Raw genomic sequence first — 18,163 nt, 5'->3', positions numbered from 1 at the left:
GGAATGGCGCTTTCCGACATGACGCGACGCACGGGGCTCGCGCTCGTTCTTGGCCTGACTGCAATGCTGGGGTTCAGCAGCTCTGCTGTTGCTGCAGATTTTCCCGATCGTCCGATCACCATGGTCGTGCCCTTTGCGGCCGGCGGCTCGACCGATGTCGTCGCCCGTATCGTCGCGCAGAAGATGTCGGAGGATCTCGGCCAGCAGGTGATCGTCCAGAATGTCGCCGGTGCCGGCGGCAATCTCGGGGCCGGCAACGTCGCCCGAGCCGAGCCTGACGGCTACACCATTTTGATGGGCACTGTTGCGACCCACGCCCTCAATCCGCTGATCCTCAAATCGACGCCCTACGACCCGGAGAAGGATTTCGCGCCGGTCTCCCTGCTCGTCGTCGTGCCGAACGTGCTGGTCGTCAATCCGGAATTGCCGGCAAAAACGGTGCAGGAACTGGTCGCGCTGCTGAAAGCCGAGCCCGACAAATACAGTTACGCCTCGTCGGGCAACGGCACGCCGCTGCATCTCTCCGGCGAGCTCTTCAAGTCCATGGCCGGCGTCAGCATGCAGCATATCCCCTATAAGGGCGCCGGTCCGGCATTGAACGATGTCATCGGCAACCAGGTACCGATCATGTTCGATAACCTGCCCTCCTCCTCCAGCCACATCAAGGCGGGCACGCTGCGGGCGCTGGCGGTGACGACCGCCGAGCGCGCGCCCTCCTTCCCCGATGTGCCCACGATCGCCGAGTCGGGCATACCGGGCTATGAGACCTATACCTGGAACGCGCTTTTTGCCCCAGCCAACACGCCGGGCGAGGTGGTGACGCGCCTCAACGCCTCGGCGAACAAGGCGCTCAAAGACCCGGCCGTTGCCGAACGCATGCAGGAATTCAGCGCCACCATCGTCGGCTCGACGCCCGAGGAACTTGCCGCCCACGTGAAGGCTGAGCTCGCCAAATGGGCGCCGGTCGTCAAGGGCGCAAACATCCAGATGGAATGATGCGAGGACATTTGCCCGGTATCTTCCGCGTAGCGCTGATTAGCACCAGTTGAACTCAATCCTCATTAAGGCAGTGGAAAAGCTCGGCATTTTGATCTAGCCTCCTCGACGCTGATGGTGCAATTCAGCGTTTCGGGAGACATCCATGTATAAATTCGAAGTCTACAAGGATAAATCAGGCGAATTCCGTTTCCGCTTCAAGGCATCGAACGGGGAAACCATGTTCAGCTCCGAGGGTTACAAGGCGAAGGCGTCCGCCCTGAGTGCCATCGAGTCCATCAAGAAGAATACCTCCGGCGCCGAGATCGTCGACCAGACGAAGGCCGAAGCCTGAACGGCATGGCACGGGCGGCATCAATGCCGCCCTGCTTTTTTGCGCCCTCGAGCGGCGCTGGTGTCTTAGAGACCGGCTCGCCTGTTTGTGATTTCCGGCGCGATTTTTCTTTTTCAAATATTTTTCAAAGCCATGTCGAAACGACCGGCGATCGCGCCTCATTGTCTCGGAACGGCTAGCCGCTCCACCAGGCTAAACGGCTTTCGCCGGTGGCCTGGATCAACGCCAACAACGATATCAGGAGTTTTCCATGCAATATGCCCTCATCATTCGCGAAGCGCCGGAGGATTTCGCCCGCCGTAGCGATCCGGCCTATCGCGACGGCTGGGTTGCTTACACCCAGGCGCTTGTCCAGGCCGGGATCATGACCGGCGGCGCGGGGCTGACAGCCCCCGAGACCGGCACGGTCATACGTCGCAAGGGCGAGGATCACGATGTCCAGGACGGTCCCTATCCGGAAGGCAAGGAGCAGCTCGGCGGCTTCTACCTGATCGAGGTCCCGGACATCGACACCGCGCTCGAATGGGCTACCCGTATTCCAATCTCCGACAAGGGTTCGGTCGAGGTGCGCCCGCGCCTGCAGATGTGAGGCGCAATGCCGCCCAATGCCGGACGCGCCGCCGAACAAGTGGCGCGACAGTCCTATGGCAGGCTGATCGCCTTTCTCGCCGCCCGCTCGCGCGACGTGCCGGCGGCAGAAGACGCATTGTCGGACGCGCTGGCTTCGGCCCTGCGCGTCTGGGCGGAGCGCGGCATTCCCGCCAATCCGGAAGCTTGGCTGATGGTGGCCGCCCGCCGCAATCTGATGCAGGCGGCCCGGCACCGCACTGTCGAGGCCAACGCACAAACGACGATATCACTCGCCCTCGAGGAAGCGGAGGCACGAATGAACGAGGCCGGCAATTCCATCTTTCCCGATGAACGGCTGAAGCTACTCTTCGCCTGCACCCATCCTGCCATCGACAGCTCCGTACATACGGCGCTGATGCTGCAAGCGATTCTCGGCATCGAAGCCAGAACCATCGCCCGGGCCTTCGTCGTTTCAGCGGAAGCGATGAGCCAGCGGCTGGTGCGGGCCAAGGTGAAGATCCGTGATGCCGGCATTCCCTTCACCATACCACCTCGGCCCGCGCTGCCAGGGCGGCTTGCCGCCGTGCTTTCGGCGGTCTACGCCGCCTACGCCCTCGGATGGGATGGTCTCGATGGCGAGGAAGCGCACCATTCGCTTGCCGGCGAAGCGATCTGGCTCGGCCGGGCGCTTCTGACGGTACTTCCGGATGAGCCGGAAGCGATCGGCCTTCTCTCGCTGATGCTTCACTGCGAAGCCCGCCGTAGCGCCCGGCGCGACGGCAACGGGCGTTATGTGCCGCTGGACGAGCAGGATCCGGCTGGCTGGGACGCCACCATGATCGCGGAGGCGGATGCGCTGCTGCGCAAGGCCGGAAGCTTCAACCGTTTCGGCCCCTATCAGTGCCAGGCGGCGATTCAATCGGTGCATGCGGCGCGCCGCCTTTCGGGAGTGACCGACTGGCAGGCGCTCACGACGCTCTATGCCGCGTTGCTGACGATGAAGCCGACGCTCGGTGCGCGCGTCGCCCAAGCAGCGGTGGTCGGCCGGGCTTTAAGCCCCGCCGAAGGCCTGACCCTGCTCGACAGGATCGATCCGCGCGCGATCGCTGCCTATCAGCCCTACTGGGCCGTACGTGCCTTTCTTTTGGCACGAGCGGGCGACGATGCGGCCGCGGCCGATGCCTACATGACGGCGATCGGCCTCAGCGACAGCCCCTCTGTCCGAACCTTTCTCGTCGATCGGCTCGCCGAAGCGCAGCGGACGACATCAGGCTGATCATTTCTCGGTGAGCTTCAGCTCGATGCGGCGGTTCGTGGAACGGGCGTCCGGGGCATCGCCGGGTGCGATCGGCTGAAATTCGCCGAAGCCTGCGGCAACGAGCCGGTCCGCCGGCACACCCTGGCCGATCAGGAATTTGACGACCGAAATCGCGCGTGCCGAGGAAAGCTCCCAATTGTCGCGATAGCGGCCCGTTCCCGCAAGCGGCACATTGTCGGTATGGCCGTCAACGCGCAAAACCCAGTTGATCTCCGGCGGAATTTCTTTGGCGAGGTCGAGCAACGCCGCGGCAAGCTTCGCCATCTCCCCCTGCCCTTCCGGGTTGAGATCGGCGCTGCCCGAGGGAAACAGCACTTCGGACTGGAAGACAAACCGATCGCCGACGATACGAATGTTCTCGCGATCCGAAAGGATTTCACGCAGGCGACCGAAGAAGTCGGAGCGGTAGCGATTCAGTTCCTGCACGCGCGCCGCCAGCGCCACGTTGAGGCGACTGCCGAGATCGGCGATCTTGGTCTGCGAGACCCGGTCCTTCTCCTCGGATGCCTGCAGCGCCGCTTCGACCGCGGCGATCTGGCTGCGGAGTGCGGCGATCTGCTGGTTCAAGAGTTCGACCTGGCTCAGCGCCCGTTCGCTCACCTGCTTCTGCTCGTCGAGCTCCTGCGTCATGGCGCCGATCCGCTTCTGAGCCGCATCCTGGCCGCCCGAGCCGGCGTTCAGCAGCGCCTGAAGCCGTGAGCGTTCCCCTTCAGCAGTCGCGAGCGAAGCCTGCAGGTTGGCGACCGAATCCTGGAGATCCTGATTGCTACCCTTTTCGAGTGCCAGAAGCTGCGTCAGCTCGTTGATTTGGCTATTGAGGCGATTGAGCACCTCGTCGCGCCCGGTGATTTCGCGGCTTAGGATGAACTGCCCGACGACGAAGACGGTCAGCAGGAACATGATCGAAATGAGCAGCGTCGACAACGCATCGACGAAGCCCGGCCAGTAATCCACCGTGCGTTCGCGGCGGCGGTTGCGGGCAAGTGCCATGGCTTACTTGCCCTCGCTCTTTTCTGCATGGCTCGTGCGCTCGCGCAGGCGCTCGGACCGCTCGCCGCCCCGCTCCTGCAGGCCGATGCGCTCGGCCAGCCGGTCGAGCGTCCGGCGCATGGCTTTTGCCTCGTCCTGCTGCGCCTCGATCCAGTCACGCAGCATCTGCTGCTCGTTGCGCATATTCTTGACCAGACCCTGAATGCCTTCGGCAAGGCTTGCCATGGCAGCGACAGAGCGCTGGTTGCCGACACCGCCTTCTTCGGAGACCTTGCGCAGATACTCGGAAAGTGCGCGCATGTCGTCCGAGGAAGACCCGGCAACGGCGTCGAGCGCCGGCGCAAGATCGGAGCCGACATCGGTGACCGAGGAGAGCCAGTTTTCCAGCTCCGTATAGAAGCGATTCTGCGCGCGGCCGGCCTGCAGGTCGAGGAAGCCGAGAATGAGCGAACCGGAGAGGCCGAGCAGCGACGACGAGAAGGCCTGCCCCATGCCGGAAAGCGGCATGGAAAGTCCCTCCTTCAGCGCCGAGAGCACGTCTCCCGTGCCGTTCGAGCCGGGATCGAGCGACTGGATGACGGCGCTGATCGAGCCGATCGTGCCGATGAGACCCCAGAACGTGCCGAGCAGGCCGAGGAAGACCAAGAGACCGATCAGGTAGCGCGAAACGTCACGCGATTCGTCGAGGCGGGTGGCGATCGAATCGAGAATCGAACGCAGCGCCGTCGTCGACAGCGCCACCGAGCTCTTGCGGCTGCCGATCAGCGCGCGCATCGGCGCAAGCAGCCGCGGGTTACGGTTGACTTTATCCGCGCTGCCGGCAGCGCGGAAGGAGTTGAACCAGCGCACTTCGGGGCGAAGCGCCAGCACGTGATTGAAAACAAGGACGATTCCGACTGCGAGAACGCCGAGGATCAGGCCGTTGAGGCCCGGATTGTGCATGAAGGCGGTCTGCGTCTGCCGAAAGAGGATCGCGGCAATGAACCCGACAATGACGAGGAAAAGCAGCATCGTCCAAAGGAAGGGCATGGGGCTCGAGAGCCTGTAGGTATAACCGCCGGCCGTCTTTTCGGTGGAGCCGATCTCCGCCACATTCACATTTTCCATAGGTCCAGCAGCCTCCGAACTCATTGCTGGCGGAGACTAGAGCAACATTGTGCCGAATTGAAGTATGCCGTGGCGAAAACCGTGACTTTACAACAGCCGGATTTTTATGCGCTCACTTGGCGGGAATCGCCCGCTTGATAACCTCGATCAGCGCCTTATGGACATGTTCGTTGCCCGCGACGATCGCGCCGCCCTCCAGAATGGCCGTTCCGCCATCCCAGTCGGTGGCGAAGCCGCCGGCTTCGCGGATGAGCAGGATACCGGCTGCCATGTCCCAGGGCGCAAGCTCCGCCTCCCAGAAGCCGTCGAAACGTCCGGCGGCGACATGGGCGAGATCGAGGGTCGGTGCGCCCAGGCGGCGGATGCCGGCCACTTCGCCCATCACGTGGCGCAGCTCGACCAGGAACTTGCCGTGATTGCGCTTGCCGAGCGCGGGCACACCGCAACCGATGACGCAATCCGACAGCACGCGGCGCGCAGCGACACGCAGGCGCCGGTCGTTGAGGAAAGCGCCGCCGCCGCGCTCGGCAGTATAAAGTTCGTCGGTCGCCGGATTGAAGACGACGGCGGCAACGATCTCGCCATTGCGCTCGAGCGCAATCGAGACAGCGAAGGCCGGGATGCCATGCAGGAAGTTCGTCGTGCCGTCGAGCGGGTCGACGATCCAGCGATGCGCGCCATCGGTGCCCTTGATCTCTTCGCTTTCCTCGCCGAGGAAGCCATAGGTCGGACGCGCCTTCATCAGCTCTTCCCTGACGATCTTCTCGGCCTTGCGGTCGGCGGCGGAAACGAAATCGCCCGGTCCCTTCACCGAAACCTGCAGGTTCTGCACTTCGCCGAAATCACGCCCCAGCGATTTTCCTGCCTTGAGAGCAGCCTGAACCATGACATTGAGAAGAGCTGAACGGGCCATCGGCGCATTTCCTTGGGACTGATACGGGACGCGCGCTGCCAGGGGCGGGAAATGTCCCTGAACATGCATGACAGGCAGCGCTAGCAAAGATTGGCGGCCTCAAGACCACAAAATCGCGGAAATTTCAAGGGGAGGCACGGAGGGCTGCTCACAGGCCTGAAAAGCGTCGGCCTTATTTGCCATTGGAACTGGACCGGCCTCAGAACTTCTGCTGCGTTATCAGGACTTCGCGGGCGATCTGATCGAGCGGCAGAATGCGGTCGACGCCGCCTTTTGCAATCGCCTCCTTCGGCATGCCGAAGACAACCGAACTCGCCTCGTCCTGGGCCACCGTATAGGCGCCGGCTTCATGCATCTCCAGCATGCCGCGCGCACCGTCGTCGCCCATACCCGTCATGATGATCCCCATGGCGTTCGAGCCGGCCGAGCGCGCCGCCGAACGGAAGAGCACGTCGACGGAAGGCCGGTGGCGGGAGACCAGCGGCCCGGTCTTCACGCTCACATAATAGCGCGCACCCTGGCGTTCGAGCAGCGTGTGCTTGTCACCGGGCGCGATCAGCACATGTCCGCGCAGCACCGGATCGCCGTCGGCGGCCTCCTTGACCTCGACCTCGCAGAGCCCGTTCAGGCGCTTGGCGAAGGCGGCTGTGAATTTCTCCGGCATATGCTGGACGATCACCATGCCGGGCGCATTGGCCGGCAGCTCCTCCAGGAATTCGCGCAACGCTTCGGTTCCGCCGGTGGAGGCGCCGACGCAGACGACCATCTCCGTCGTCTTCGCCATGGCGCGGCCCGTTGGCGGCGGCAGCATGGCATCGGCCGTCAGCTTCTTGGCCGGTCCCTCGGCGGAAGCGGAACGAATGGTTCCGGCGGCACGGTGCGCGATGGAAAGTCGCGCGTGCGAGGCGCTCTTGACGACTTCGCGAATGCGCATCGCATCATCGGCAAGACCGTCGGCGGCGCCGATCTTCGATTTCAGAATGACGTCGACGGCGCCCGCCTCCAGCGCCTGGATCAGCGTTTCCGAGCCCGCTTCCGTCAGCGACGAACACATCACGACCGGGATCGGCCGCTGCGACATCAGTTTGCGCAGGAAGGTGATGCCGTCCATGCGCGGCATCTCCACGTCGAGCGTGATGACGTCGGGAATCTCCTCCTGCAGCCTCCGCGCCGCCACGAAAGGATCGGACGCCACTGCCATGATCTCGATATCAGGATCCTGCTCCAGCACATGAGCCAGCGTCTGCCGGACGCTGGCGGAATCGTCGATGATGAGAACCCGGATTTTCTTGCGCATGAATGCCTTTAGACACGCTGAAACACCGTATTCGAGACCTGCTTCAGCGGCAGGTCGAAGCCGGTGATCGATTCGGAATGACCGATGAACAGATAGCCGCCCTTCGCCAGGCAATCGCAGAGGCGGCTGAGCACGCCCGCCTGGGTCTGCTTGTCGAAGTAGATCAGCACGTTGCGGCAGAAGATGACGTTCATCAAGTCGCCAACCGGATATTTGTCGTCCATCAGGTTCATCCGTGCAAACCCCACTCTGCTGCGCAGCTTCGGGCTTATGCGCACCTCCTTGCGGCCAGACTGCTTGGCGACCAGCACATATTTGCGCTGCAGGTCGCGCGGCACGGGCGCAATCAGGTCTTCCGGATAGATGCCCTGACGCGCCGTCTGCAGCACGTCGGTGGAAAGATCGGTGGCAAGCACGCTATAGGAAACATCCCTGCGGCCTTCCGCGAATTCCGCCAGCACCATTGCCATCGTATAAGGTTCGGCTCCCGTCGAGCAGGCCGAGCTCCAGGTGCGGATGGTGCGCACACCGCTATTGGCGATCGCCGGCAGCGCCACGGTCTGCATATATCCAAAATGCTTGGCTTCCCGGAAGAAGTCGGTCTTGTTGGTCGTCACCACGTCGATGAGGTAGACGGTTTCCTGGGCAAGCCCATCGTGATTGAACAGAAAATCGCAATAATCGTCGAAGGTCGAATGGTTGGTCGCGCGAAGGCGGCGCCTCAGCCGCCCCTCGAGCATCGTCAGCTTGGTCGGCGGCATCTTGATGCCGCTATAGTCGTAGATGAATTGGGCAAGTTTGTCGAAATTGCGCTTGCTGATCCGGTCGCCCGGCAATTGGGTTTCCACAGCTGCCATACTCATAGAACGCAGAACTCCGATTTGATGCGGCGTCAGGCTGCCGATTGCAGTGCCGAGGCGTCCTCGCGCGACAGGAGTCGTGCAAGATCGATGATGACAACGAAGCCGTTTTCACGGCGAACGACGCCGGCGATATAATCCGAACGCCAGCGCACGCCGATGTCGGGCGCCGCCTCGATCTGGTCGCGCCGGAACGGAGTGACCTCGAAGACGCGGTCGGCGACGAGGCCCAGAGTCAGGAGCCGGCTTTCCATCGGCACGTCGAGCACCAGCACCCGCGTGTGCGGCGTCGGCACGGTCTTGGTCATGCCAAGCTTCAAGCGAAGATCGATGGTCGGCACGCCTTGCCCGCGCACGTCGCGCAGGCCGAGCAGATAGTCGGGACCGTTCGGAATCTTGAAGGCTTCCGCATAGTCGAGGATTTCCCGTACGACCTCAACCGGCACGGCGAAAATCTCGTCGCCGAGGCTGAAGGTCACGAATTGCGCTTCCAGAGATGTGGTAGCCATGATCATGCGCTTTCCTTGAATTCAGCGTCCCCATCATCGGGGCCGCCCATGGAGAGATCGAGAGCGAAACCTTTCACCCGCGCCTGTTGACCGGCAACGCTGTTAGCCGGTTTCTTGGCGGCAGGCTTGCGGGCGGAGCCCTGAGCCGGACTGCGGACCGTCATTCTGGCGGCCGGCGTGCGGGACTGGCGGTTGCCGGCCGCATCGACGTTGAAGAAGGCGATCGAGGCCTGCAGTTCCTCGGCCTGGGAGGCAAGTTCCTCTGAGGTCGCAGACATCTGCTCGGAGGCACCGGCATTCTGCTGCGTCACCTTGTCGAGCTGCTGGATCGCTTCATTGATCTGGGCCGCACCGACGTCCTGCTCGCGGCAGGCGGCGCTGATCTCGGCCACGAGTTCGGCCGTCTTACGAATGTCGGGCACCAGGCGGCCGAGCATGTCGCCGGCTTCCTGGGCAGCCTTAACGGTATCGCCCGACATAGAGCTGATTTCGGCCGCCGCCGACTGGCTGCGCTCAGCAAGCTTGCGCACCTCGGAGGCGACGACCGCAAAGCCCTTGCCATGTTCGCCGGCGCGCGCCGCTTCGACGGCGGCGTTCAGCGCCAGCAGGTCGGTCTGGCGGGCGATTTCCTGGACGATGCTGATCTTGTCGGCGATGGTCCGCATCGCCTGCACCGCGCGCGAAACGGCTTCGCCGCTCATTTCCGCATCCTTGGCCGACTGGCGAGCGATCTTCTCTGTCTGGGCGGCATTGTCGGCATTCTGCTTGATATTGGCGGCCATCTCCTCCATTGAGGCGGAAGCCTCTTCGGCGGAGGCTGCCTGTTCGCTGGCACCCTGTGACACCTGTTCGGAGCTTGCCGAAAGCTCCTGGCTGCCGGCCGAGACGTTCTCGGCGGCCGAGATCGCATCGGCGACGACGCCGCGCAGCCGTTCGACCATCTGTTCCAGCGCGATGCCCAGTGTATCCTTCTCCGACAGCGGCTTCGGCGAGACCCTCAGGTCGCCGCCGGCGATTTGCGTAGCGATGTCGGCGGTGGCTCGAAGATTGTCGGTCATGACATTGATTGTATTCACGAGATCCCTGATCTCGTCATTACTCTTGATCTCCACCTTCTGATTCAGGTCGCCGATGGCGACGGCATTGGCAACGTCCATGATCTTGCGCAGGCCGCTGTTGACGCCGAGGGCTATCCACAATGCAGCCGCGAAAGCGATAACTGACGCACCAACCGCAATGACGATCAGCATGTTCTTGGTAGAGCCATAGAGGACTTCAGTGTCGTTATCAGCCTGTATCATGGCCTTTTGCTGCAGCGATACAAGCGCCTCGAACACCTCTTCCAGTTCCACGACGACAGCGCGAACCTCTCCTGACGAAAGCGCTGCGGCCCCTGCCCTGTCACCGCTTTCTTGGATGGCGGCAACTCTGGCGGAACCTTCGCTGAAGCGCTTGGCCAGCTCGATCAGCCTATCCCAGTTGGGTTTGCCCTCGGTGGTTGCGAGCTGTTCACCGCTGGTAGCGAAGGCGAGCATATCATCCGCGCTCTTTGCCGAGTTCTGATAGTTCTTGACCGCTGTTTCGGGATTCATTTCCAGAAGGGCATTCTTCTGCCAGCGAACCGCATTGAGCTCGGCCGTCTTGGCCTCCAGAGCCAGTTCGAGGCTTTTTGCAGGACCGGAGATAAGGCTGCCGACAGCGTCGTTCAGCGAACTGAGACTGATGATGCCATAAATCGCGCTACCCACCAGCAATAGTATGACGACACCAAATGCGGCTGCGAGTTTGAGTTTGATCGTAATACGCATCTCAATATTCCTCTCTGAGAGCGAAGCAATAATGTGGACCGGGCGCGCGGCGTCATGCAGCAAAGAAAGTCCGGCAGGCGAAGACAGGTAAGAAGAACTGGCGGACTTCCGTGGCGACGGGGCGCCGGAATTGCGTCGCGGGCCGTGCTGGCTGGCCCACGACAGTTGCAAGGGAAAGCCGCCTATTCTCTGGGAAGCGTCATGCGCTCTCCCTGAAATCGTCGTCGCCGGCGTCAGGGCCGCCCATCGACAGGTCGAGGGCAAAGCCCTTCACGCGGGCCTGCTGGCCTGCAACGCTGTCGGCGGCCGGCTTCTTGGCCGCCGGCCTGCGGGCGGCAGGCGCCGGGCTACGAACCGTCATCTTGGCGCCCTGTGTGCGATCGCGGCGCCCACCCGCTATATCGACCTTGAAGAAGGCGATCGAGGTCTGCAGTTCTTCCGCCTGCGAAGCGAGCTCTTCGGACGTTGCCGACATCTGTTCGGAGGCGCCGGCGTTCTGCTGCGTCACCTTGTCGAGCTGCTGGATCGCCTCATTGATCTGGGCTGCACCGATATCCTGCTCACGGCAGGCGGCACTGATCTCGGAAACGAGTTCCGCCGTCTTGCGGATATCAGGCACCAGGCGCCCCAGCATTTCGCCGGCTTCCTGGGCGGCTGTCACTGTGTCGCCTGACATGGCGCTGATTTCGGCAGCGGCCGACTGGCTGCGTTCGGCAAGCTTGCGCACTTCCGAGGCCACTACGGCAAAACCTTTACCATGCTCCCCGGCGCGTGCGGCTTCGACGGCAGCGTTGAGAGCCAAGAGGTCGGTCTGACGGGCGATCTCCTGCACGATGCCGATCTTCTGGGCGATCGTGCGCATGGCATCAACCGCTCGGGCGACGGCTTCGCCGCTGGCTTCCGCGTCCTTGGCCGACTGCCGGGCGATTTTCTCGGTCTGGGCGGCATTGTCGGCATTCTGCTTGATGTTGGAGGCCATCTCCTCCATCGAGGCGGAAGCTTCTTCGGCCGAAGCCGCCTGCTCGGTAGCGCCCTGCGACACCTGCTCGGAACTCGATGAGAGCTGCTGGCTGCCAGAGGAGACGTTCTCGGCGGCCGAAATCGCGTCCGCGACCACACCGCGCAACCGCTCGACCATCTGCTCCAGCGCAAGGCCCAGCGCATCCTTGTCGGAAAGCGGCTTCGGAGACACGGTGAGATCGCCATTGGCGATCTGGTTGGCAATCCCCGCCGTGGTCCTCAGATTGGCGATCATGCTCTGCATCGCAATCCCGAGCGAGTCCTTGTCCGAGAGAGGCTTGGCATCGGTGGTCAGATCGCCCGTGGCGATCTGGTCGGCAAGGGCGGCGGTCGCGCGCAGATTGGCGGTCATGGTGTTGACCGTCTCGATGAGGTCCTTGATCTCGTCATTGGTCCTGACGTCGACTTTCTGATTGAGATCGCCGATTGCCACGGCGTTTGCGACGCTCGTGATCTTTCTCAGACCATTGTTGATGCCGAGCGTGATCCACAATGCGGCGCCGAGCGCCACAAGCACGGCGAGCCCGGATGCTGTGGTGAGGATGAGCTTGGTGGAATTGTAAAGATCGCCGTTCGACTGATCGGTCGCTTGCATGCCTTTACGCTGGATCTCGGTGAGGGCTGCGATCGCATCGCCCATGTCGCCGGTCATCGCCCGGAGATCGCCAAGTGAAAGCGCCAGGGCGCCTGCCTTGTCACCCCTGACATCGAGTTGCTGCAGCTCGGCGGACTTCTCGCGGAATTTCCCGCCAACGCTCCGCAGCTTCTCCCAATGCGGCTTCCCTTCCGGAGAGGCGATGGCCAAGCCGGCGTCGACAGCGTCGAACATGGCCTGCAGATTCTGATCGGCCTCTTTGTAGAAACCGGCGGCCGCGTCCGGATCGGTGGAAAGCAGCGCGTTCTTCTGAGCCCGAATGGCGTTAACTTCGGCGATGTTGGCGTTCAGCGCCAGTTCCAGCCGGCGCATCGGGCCGTTGATCATGTTGCTGCTCGCCTCGTTCAATGTGCCGAGGCTGAAGCTTCCATAAACCGCAATGCCGATCAGCAGCAGCGTCATGATCCCGAAAGCGAGACCTAATTTCAGTTTGATAGTGAAACGCATGTCATACCCCATTTTATGCGCCAAAACGATTGAATAGAGAGACGTTCCCATCCGGGAACGCCGAACTTCAGAATGACGTGTCTGAAAGAGGGAAAGCGACTGCATTCACTTCCCGGCAGCCGGACATCTATCGTCGCAGCGCCAACGCCTACACGCGTTGGGGATATTCCGCCTCGGGCCACCGGAGCGGCCCGAGATATCCGATGAGGGCGGAGGCGCTCAGCTGCCTCGCCGGCGGAACGCTATGCGCGCCCCGGGAAGCGCCTACGCGCTTTCCCGAAAATCGTCGTCACTGGCGTCCGGACCGCCCATCGACATATCGAGAGCAAATCCCTTGAGACGCTGCTGCTGAGCCGAAACCGTCTGACCGCGGCGCTGGCTTTGGGCCTGCGACGCAGGCTTGCGGGCCGGGGCCTTGATCACCTTGACCGAGCCGTTCGCCGGCGTCTTCTGGGCGCCGGGCCGCGTGCTGCCGGTCGTATCGACCTTGAAGAAGGCGATCGACGTCTGCAGTTCTTCCGCCTGGGAGGCGAGCTCCTCGGAAGTTGCCGACATCTGCTCTGAGGCGCCGGCATTCTGCTGCGTCACCTTGTCGAGCTGCTGGATCGCTTCGTTGATCTGCGAGGCACCGATATCCTGCTCACGGCAGGCGGCGCTGATCTCTGAAACCAATTCCGCCGTCTTGCGGATGTCGGGCACCAGGCGGCCGAGCATCTCACCGGCATCAGCGGCGGCCTTGACGGTATCGCCGGACATCGAGCTGATTTCGGCCGCCGCCGACTGGCTGCGTTCGGCAAGCTTGCGCACTTCCGAGGCGACCACGGCAAAACCTTTACCGTGTTCGCCGGCGCGTGCGGCTTCGACTGCGGCATTGAGCGCCAGCAGATCGGTCTGACGGGCGATCTCCTGCACGATGCCGATCTTCTGGGCGATCGTGCGCATGGCGTCGACAGCGCGCGTTACCGCTTCGCCGCTGGCTTCGGCGTCCCTGGCCGACTGGCGGGCGATCTTTTCGGTCTGGGCGGCGTTGTCCGCATTCTGCTTGATGTTGGCGGCCATCTGCTCCATCGAAGCGGAGGCCTCCTCGGCGGACGCGGCCTGCTCCGTGGCGCCCTGCGACACCTGTTCGGAGCTCGCCGAAAGCTGCTGGCTGCCGGACGAGACGTTCTCGGCGGCCGACAGCGCATCGGCGACGACGCCCCGCAGGCGTTCGATCATGATGTTGACATTGCCCAGAAGCTCGCCGATTTCGTCATGGCTGGTGATATCGGCCATTTTCGTCAGGTCGCCTTCGGACACTTCGCGAACCACGGTGTTGGCGCGGCCGAGGCCTTTGCTGATCGTCCTGGCGATCCAGAAGGCCGTGATCGCGGCAATCAGCAGTGCAACGGCAGCGACGGCAATCATCGTCATGCGTGTGGTCGCATACTGCGCGTCGGCATCGGCGTCGGCGGTCTTCATGCGCTGCTTCTCAAGCGCAAGAATTTCGGCGAGTGTCGAGTCAATATCGTTGGCGGCGGCACGCGCCGTCGTGATGGAGATAGTGTTGGCACCGTCCGCATTGCCGGCCTTCAGATAGTCTCGGATCTGGTCGTCGGCTGCGTTGAAGGCCTTGGAAAGCTCGGCAATACGCGCCCAACGCGCCTTGCCTTCTTCCGTGGCAAGCGCCAGAACCTGGTTGAAGGCATCACTGAAATCCTTGCGAGCCGCGTTGCCCTTGTCGGTCGCACGGGCACTTTCTTCGGAAGTACGGGCGGTGAGCAGGTTCTTCTGTTGGCGGATAGCTTCGAGCTGCGCGATGTTGATCTGCTGCGCAAGGTCGAGGCGGGCTGCCGGGCCGGCAAGAAGATTGCCGATGGTATCGTTCAGTGACCCAAGGCTGAAAATGCCATAAGCGGCAGTGCCCAATAACATAAGAATGATAAAGGTGAACGCCGTCACCAGTTTCGTCTTGATTGTCAGTCTCATCGTCCCAACCCCTCTTGGATTAAGTGCCGTCAACTGACGGCCCCAACTGCGTCATGTCGCGATGAAAAAATCGCCTGCAGATTCGGGAGAATGATGAACTCTCCACCCCTCTTCACCAGGCAGTTGATGTAGTCGGCCCGCCAGCGCATGCCGACGCTCGGTGGCGCCTCGCTCGCGGTCTTTGCGAGCGTCGTCACCTCGTTCACCTTATCGGTTCTGAGGCCGACGAGCGTCGGCTCGCCCTGCAGATCGATCTCGATGACGATGAAGCGGCTGTCGATCGTCGCCTCCGTCGCCTCCATCCCGAAAGCGAGACGCAGGTCGGCGAGCGGAATGACCTTGCCGCGGAAGTTGATGACGCTGGCGACGAAGGGCTGGCTGCCCGGCACCGCCGTCTCCGGAAGCAGATCCAGGATTTCCTGGACGATGACCGCCTCCAGCGCAAAAGTCTCGCCGTTGAGATCGAAGGTCAGGACCTCGACTTCCTCGGCATAGCTCCAATGATTGTCGAAACGTTCGGCTGTTGCTGCTGCACTCATCCTGCCACCCGCAATTGCGCCTCCTGTTGCTGACCTGCGGCAACCAGGTGCCCGACGTCGAGAATGAGGGCGACGCTGCCGTCGCCTAGAATGGTGGCGCCGGAAAAGGTCGCCACGTCGTTGTGCAGTTTCGACATCGACTTGATGACAGTCTGATGGTCGCCGATGATCTGGTCGACGACGAGGCCCACGCGCTCAGTGCCGGTCGAGATGACGACGACCTTCTGGTGCACGTCGGGCTTCGTGCCGGTGCGGAAAAGATCCCGCAGGCGCAGGAACGGCACCAGGCTGTCGCGTAGCGAGATGAAGCTGCGGCCGCGCGAGCGCAGATCCTCCTCGAGCGACAGTTCGAGGCATTCCTCGACGGCCGAAAGCGGGATGACGTAACGGCCGGTACCGACACGCACCAACAGACCGTCGATAATGGCAAGCGTCAGCGGAATGCGCAGTGACACTTCCGAACCCTGTCCGGGCACACTGACGATATCGATCGCGCCGCGAAGCTCTTCGACCGTCTTCTTGACCACGTCCATGCCGACGCCGCGGCCGGACAGATTGGTGATCGCCGCAGCCGTCGAAAACCCGGGAGCAAAGATCAGTTGCAAGAGCTCGGGGTCAGAAAGCGGCTGGCCCGGATGGACGAGGCCGGAGGATTCCGCCTTGGCGCGGACCCGTTCACGGTTGATGCCGCGGCCGTCGTCCTTGATCGAGATAATCACCTCGCCACCGGCCTGACGGGCCGAAAGCGTTACCGTGCCGGCCTTGGCCTTGCCGGCGGCAAGGCGGTCGGCGGGCACTTCGAGGCCGTGATCGATCGAGTTGCGCACCAGGTGCACCAGCGGATCGGCCAGCCGTTCGATCACCGTTTTATCGACCTCGGTGCTCTCGCCTTCCGTCACCAACTCGATCACCTTGCCGGTCTCGCGGGCAAGATCGTGGACGAGGCGGCGGAAACGGGAAAAGAGGGTCGCAACCGGCACCATGCGCAGCACCATCATCGTGTCGCGCAATTCGCCGGACAGACGTTCGATTTCTTCCGAGACGGAGCGCAGTGCGATATCGGTGCTGGCGCTCGCGAGCTGGCTGAGGCGCGATTGCGCGATCACGAGCTCACCGACGCGGTCCATCAGTTCGTCCAGGCGCTCTGCCGGAACGCGCACGTTCTCGGCAGCCTTCGCCTGGCTAGCGGCGGGTGCCTCACGCTTGACGGGAAGCGCTTCGACGGGACGAAATTCCGGCACGGCGGCCGCCGGGACAGGCGGTGGTGGTGCTGAGGCGGCAGCGGCAGGCACCGGCGTTGTTTCAGCCGGAGCGGCCGTTGCCGCTACCGTGCCGTCGATCTCCTCGACGCTGAGTTCCATGTCGTCGAGCACGAAGATGAAGACGTCGTCGATCGCTGAACGGTCCTGCTCGCTAATCAGCGTCACATCCCAGGAAATATAGAGTTCCGTCGGCGTGAGCTCATCGAGGGGCGGAATGGCCGAAGTGTCGGCGCGCACGGTGCATTCGCCGAGATCGCGCAGTTCGTCCAGCAGGCCGAGCGGATTGGTGCCGTTGGCCATCGAATTGGCCGGCAGGCTGAAGCGGATGCGCCAGCTGTTCCTCGTCTTTTTCGCCGACGCCTCCTGCACGGGCGCTGCGACGGTGGCTGGCGCCGCAGCCTTTGCACCGACGGCGGCCTGCAGCTGTGCCAGAAGCTTGTGCCCGGTGTCGCCGTGATCGGCGTCGGGCTGATCGACGAGGGCACGCATATGGTCCTGGGCGGCGAGAACGGCGGCGACGAGTTCGCTGGTGGCCGCGACCTCGCCCTTTCGAACGCGGTCGAAGGCCGTTTCGCAATGATGGGTGAAGGCGGCCAGCGCCTCGAAACCGAACATCGCGCCCGATCCCTTGAGCGTATGAAGGCCGCGGAATACCGCGTCGACGAGATCCCTATTGTCGAGTTGGTGCGTGAGGTCGAGAAGGCCGGTCTCGATCGCTTCGAGGCATTCGGCAGCCTCCGTGCGGAATACGGCGACGGGGTCGAGCGTACTCATCTTCCGAGAACCTTCTTCACGATCTTAACGAGATTTTCCGGATCGAACGGCTTGGTCAGCCAGCCGGTCGCGCCGGCAGCCTTGGCACGTGCCTTGAGGTCGGCGTCAGATTCCGTCGTTAGAAAGATAATCGGAACACCGGCCTGCGCCGGCAGCTTGCGCAGTTCCTCGATCATCGTCAGCCCGTCCATGACAGGCATGTTGAGATCCGTCACGATCAGATCGAAGCTGCTGCCCTTGGCCTCAATGAGGCCTTCCGCCCCGTTGACCGCTTCGGTGACGCTGTAGCCGGCATTGGTCAGCGTGACCTTTGTGGTCAGGCGGATGCTGGCGGAATCGTCTACCGTCAGGATGTTGGCACTCATAATGTCACCTCTTTATGCAACCAAAACTTTAAGTCTTCATGATCGAAGGATTCGATGAAACCGGAACGCTCAAGTACGTTCAACACGGAGCCGCTGGCGGGAGAAGAAAGGTTGACCGTCTTTCCGGCGGCTTTTGCTTGACGGCGGGCCGCTTCCATAAGTTGGATGAAACTCAAATCAGCTTCAGCATCAGCAGGAATTCTAAAGAGGATGGTATCTTTACTACGAAATGCGCCATTGATCTTGGTGTGTAATTCAGCCGCGTGCCGAATGTTTAGCACGTCTGGCAAAGTTATAGATTCACAATATTGACTCTGAGTATCCAATGCAGCCTCCTGGGCCCGAGAAATACTTTCGACCCTAAGAGGACTCTCACGACAGCGTTAATGCAGCGTAAACAGAGGTTGTAGAAAACCGACGTGAAGCGCATT

Annotated in this window: 17 protein-coding genes; 4 read left to right on the top strand and 13 right to left on the bottom strand. The window is 62.4% G+C overall.

The window, feature by feature from the left end:
- The first annotated feature begins 3 nt into the window (after positions 1-3).
- From CO660_RS03035 to CO660_RS03020, 4 genes are all read left to right on the top strand, one after another.
- Entirely contained in the window at positions 4-996 is a 993-nt protein-coding gene (locus CO660_RS03035) for a tripartite tricarboxylate transporter substrate binding protein (RefSeq protein ID WP_097597299.1), read from the top strand.
- A 145-nt stretch (positions 997-1,141) separates the two neighbouring features.
- Entirely contained in the window at positions 1,142-1,330 is a 189-nt protein-coding gene (locus CO660_RS03030) for a YegP family protein (protein WP_097597298.1), read from the top strand.
- 250 nt (positions 1,331-1,580) lie between these two features.
- A complete protein-coding gene (locus tag CO660_RS03025; RefSeq protein ID WP_085779360.1) occupies positions 1,581-1,919 on the top strand; it encodes a YciI family protein in 339 nt (112 codons plus the stop codon).
- Positions 1,920-1,925: 6 nt separating this feature from the next.
- The gene (locus CO660_RS03020; protein WP_097597297.1) at positions 1,926-3,176 is read left to right on the top strand and encodes a DUF6596 domain-containing protein; all 1,251 of its coding nucleotides are present in this window, start codon (positions 1,926-1,928) and stop codon (positions 3,174-3,176) included.
- Here CO660_RS03020 and CO660_RS03015 read toward each other — a convergent pair whose 3' ends face one another.
- The 13 genes from CO660_RS03015 to CO660_RS02955 all read right to left on the bottom strand — a co-directional run bounded on the left by CO660_RS03015 (position 3,177) and on the right by CO660_RS02955 (position 18,058).
- Positions 3,177-4,208: a peptidoglycan -binding protein gene (locus tag CO660_RS03015; RefSeq protein ID WP_085779362.1), complete on the bottom strand. Its 1,032-nt coding sequence runs from the start codon at positions 4,206-4,208 to the stop codon at positions 3,177-3,179.
- A 3-nt stretch (positions 4,209-4,211) separates the two neighbouring features.
- A complete protein-coding gene (locus CO660_RS03010) occupies positions 4,212-5,315 on the bottom strand; it encodes a MotA/TolQ/ExbB proton channel family protein (RefSeq protein ID WP_097597296.1) in 1,104 nt (367 codons plus the stop codon).
- A 112-nt stretch (positions 5,316-5,427) separates the two neighbouring features.
- Positions 5,428-6,228, bottom strand: coding sequence for an inositol monophosphatase family protein (locus tag CO660_RS03005; protein WP_097597295.1), 801 nt, complete (start codon positions 6,226-6,228; stop codon positions 5,428-5,430).
- Positions 6,229-6,427: 199 nt separating this feature from the next.
- The gene (locus CO660_RS03000) at positions 6,428-7,525 is read right to left on the bottom strand and encodes a chemotaxis response regulator protein-glutamate methylesterase (protein WP_097597294.1); all 1,098 of its coding nucleotides are present in this window, start codon (positions 7,523-7,525) and stop codon (positions 6,428-6,430) included.
- An 8-nt stretch (positions 7,526-7,533) separates the two neighbouring features.
- Positions 7,534-8,388, bottom strand: a complete 855-nt coding sequence (locus CO660_RS02995; protein ID WP_097597293.1) for a CheR family methyltransferase — start codon at positions 8,386-8,388, stop codon at positions 7,534-7,536.
- Between the two features lie 29 nt (positions 8,389-8,417).
- On the bottom strand, positions 8,418-8,900 hold the full coding sequence (locus CO660_RS02990) for a chemotaxis protein CheW (RefSeq protein ID WP_008533121.1): 483 nt from the start codon (positions 8,898-8,900) through the stop codon (positions 8,418-8,420).
- Complete coding sequence (locus tag CO660_RS02985) at positions 8,897-10,702, bottom strand: methyl-accepting chemotaxis protein (protein WP_097597292.1); 1,806 nt, start codon at positions 10,700-10,702, stop codon at positions 8,897-8,899. The genes CO660_RS02990 and CO660_RS02985 overlap by 4 nt, the downstream gene beginning before the upstream one ends.
- Before the next feature lie 199 nt (positions 10,703-10,901).
- Positions 10,902-12,824 carry a methyl-accepting chemotaxis protein gene (locus CO660_RS02980; protein ID WP_097597458.1) on the bottom strand — a complete coding sequence of 641 codons (1,923 nt, stop codon included), beginning with the start codon at positions 12,822-12,824 and terminating at the stop codon, positions 10,902-10,904.
- Positions 12,825-13,088: 264 nt separating this feature from the next.
- Positions 13,089-14,792, bottom strand: coding sequence for a methyl-accepting chemotaxis protein (locus tag CO660_RS02975; protein WP_097597291.1), 1,704 nt, complete (start codon positions 14,790-14,792; stop codon positions 13,089-13,091).
- 29 nt (positions 14,793-14,821) lie between these two features.
- Positions 14,822-15,331 carry a chemotaxis protein CheW gene (locus tag CO660_RS02970; RefSeq protein WP_097597290.1) on the bottom strand — a complete coding sequence of 170 codons (510 nt, stop codon included), beginning with the start codon at positions 15,329-15,331 and terminating at the stop codon, positions 14,822-14,824.
- Positions 15,328-17,367, bottom strand: a complete 2,040-nt coding sequence (locus tag CO660_RS02965; protein ID WP_097597289.1) for a chemotaxis protein CheA — start codon at positions 17,365-17,367, stop codon at positions 15,328-15,330. The genes CO660_RS02970 and CO660_RS02965 overlap by 4 nt, the downstream gene beginning before the upstream one ends.
- Positions 17,364-17,732: a response regulator gene (locus CO660_RS02960; protein ID WP_097597288.1), complete on the bottom strand. Its 369-nt coding sequence runs from the start codon at positions 17,730-17,732 to the stop codon at positions 17,364-17,366. The genes CO660_RS02965 and CO660_RS02960 overlap by 4 nt, the downstream gene beginning before the upstream one ends.
- On the bottom strand, positions 17,729-18,058 hold the full coding sequence (locus CO660_RS02955; RefSeq protein ID WP_097597287.1) for an STAS domain-containing protein: 330 nt from the start codon (positions 18,056-18,058) through the stop codon (positions 17,729-17,731). Before CO660_RS02955 ends, CO660_RS02960 begins: the two co-directional genes overlap by 4 nt.
- Positions 18,059-18,163: the final 105 nt, after the last annotated feature.

The organism is Rhizobium sp. L9 (assembly GCF_002531885.1).
GTDB lineage: Bacteria > Pseudomonadota > Alphaproteobacteria > Rhizobiales > Rhizobiaceae > Rhizobium.
The sequence above is the reverse complement of the archived record's forward strand: the minus strand, read 5'-3'. Positions and strand labels throughout refer to the sequence as shown.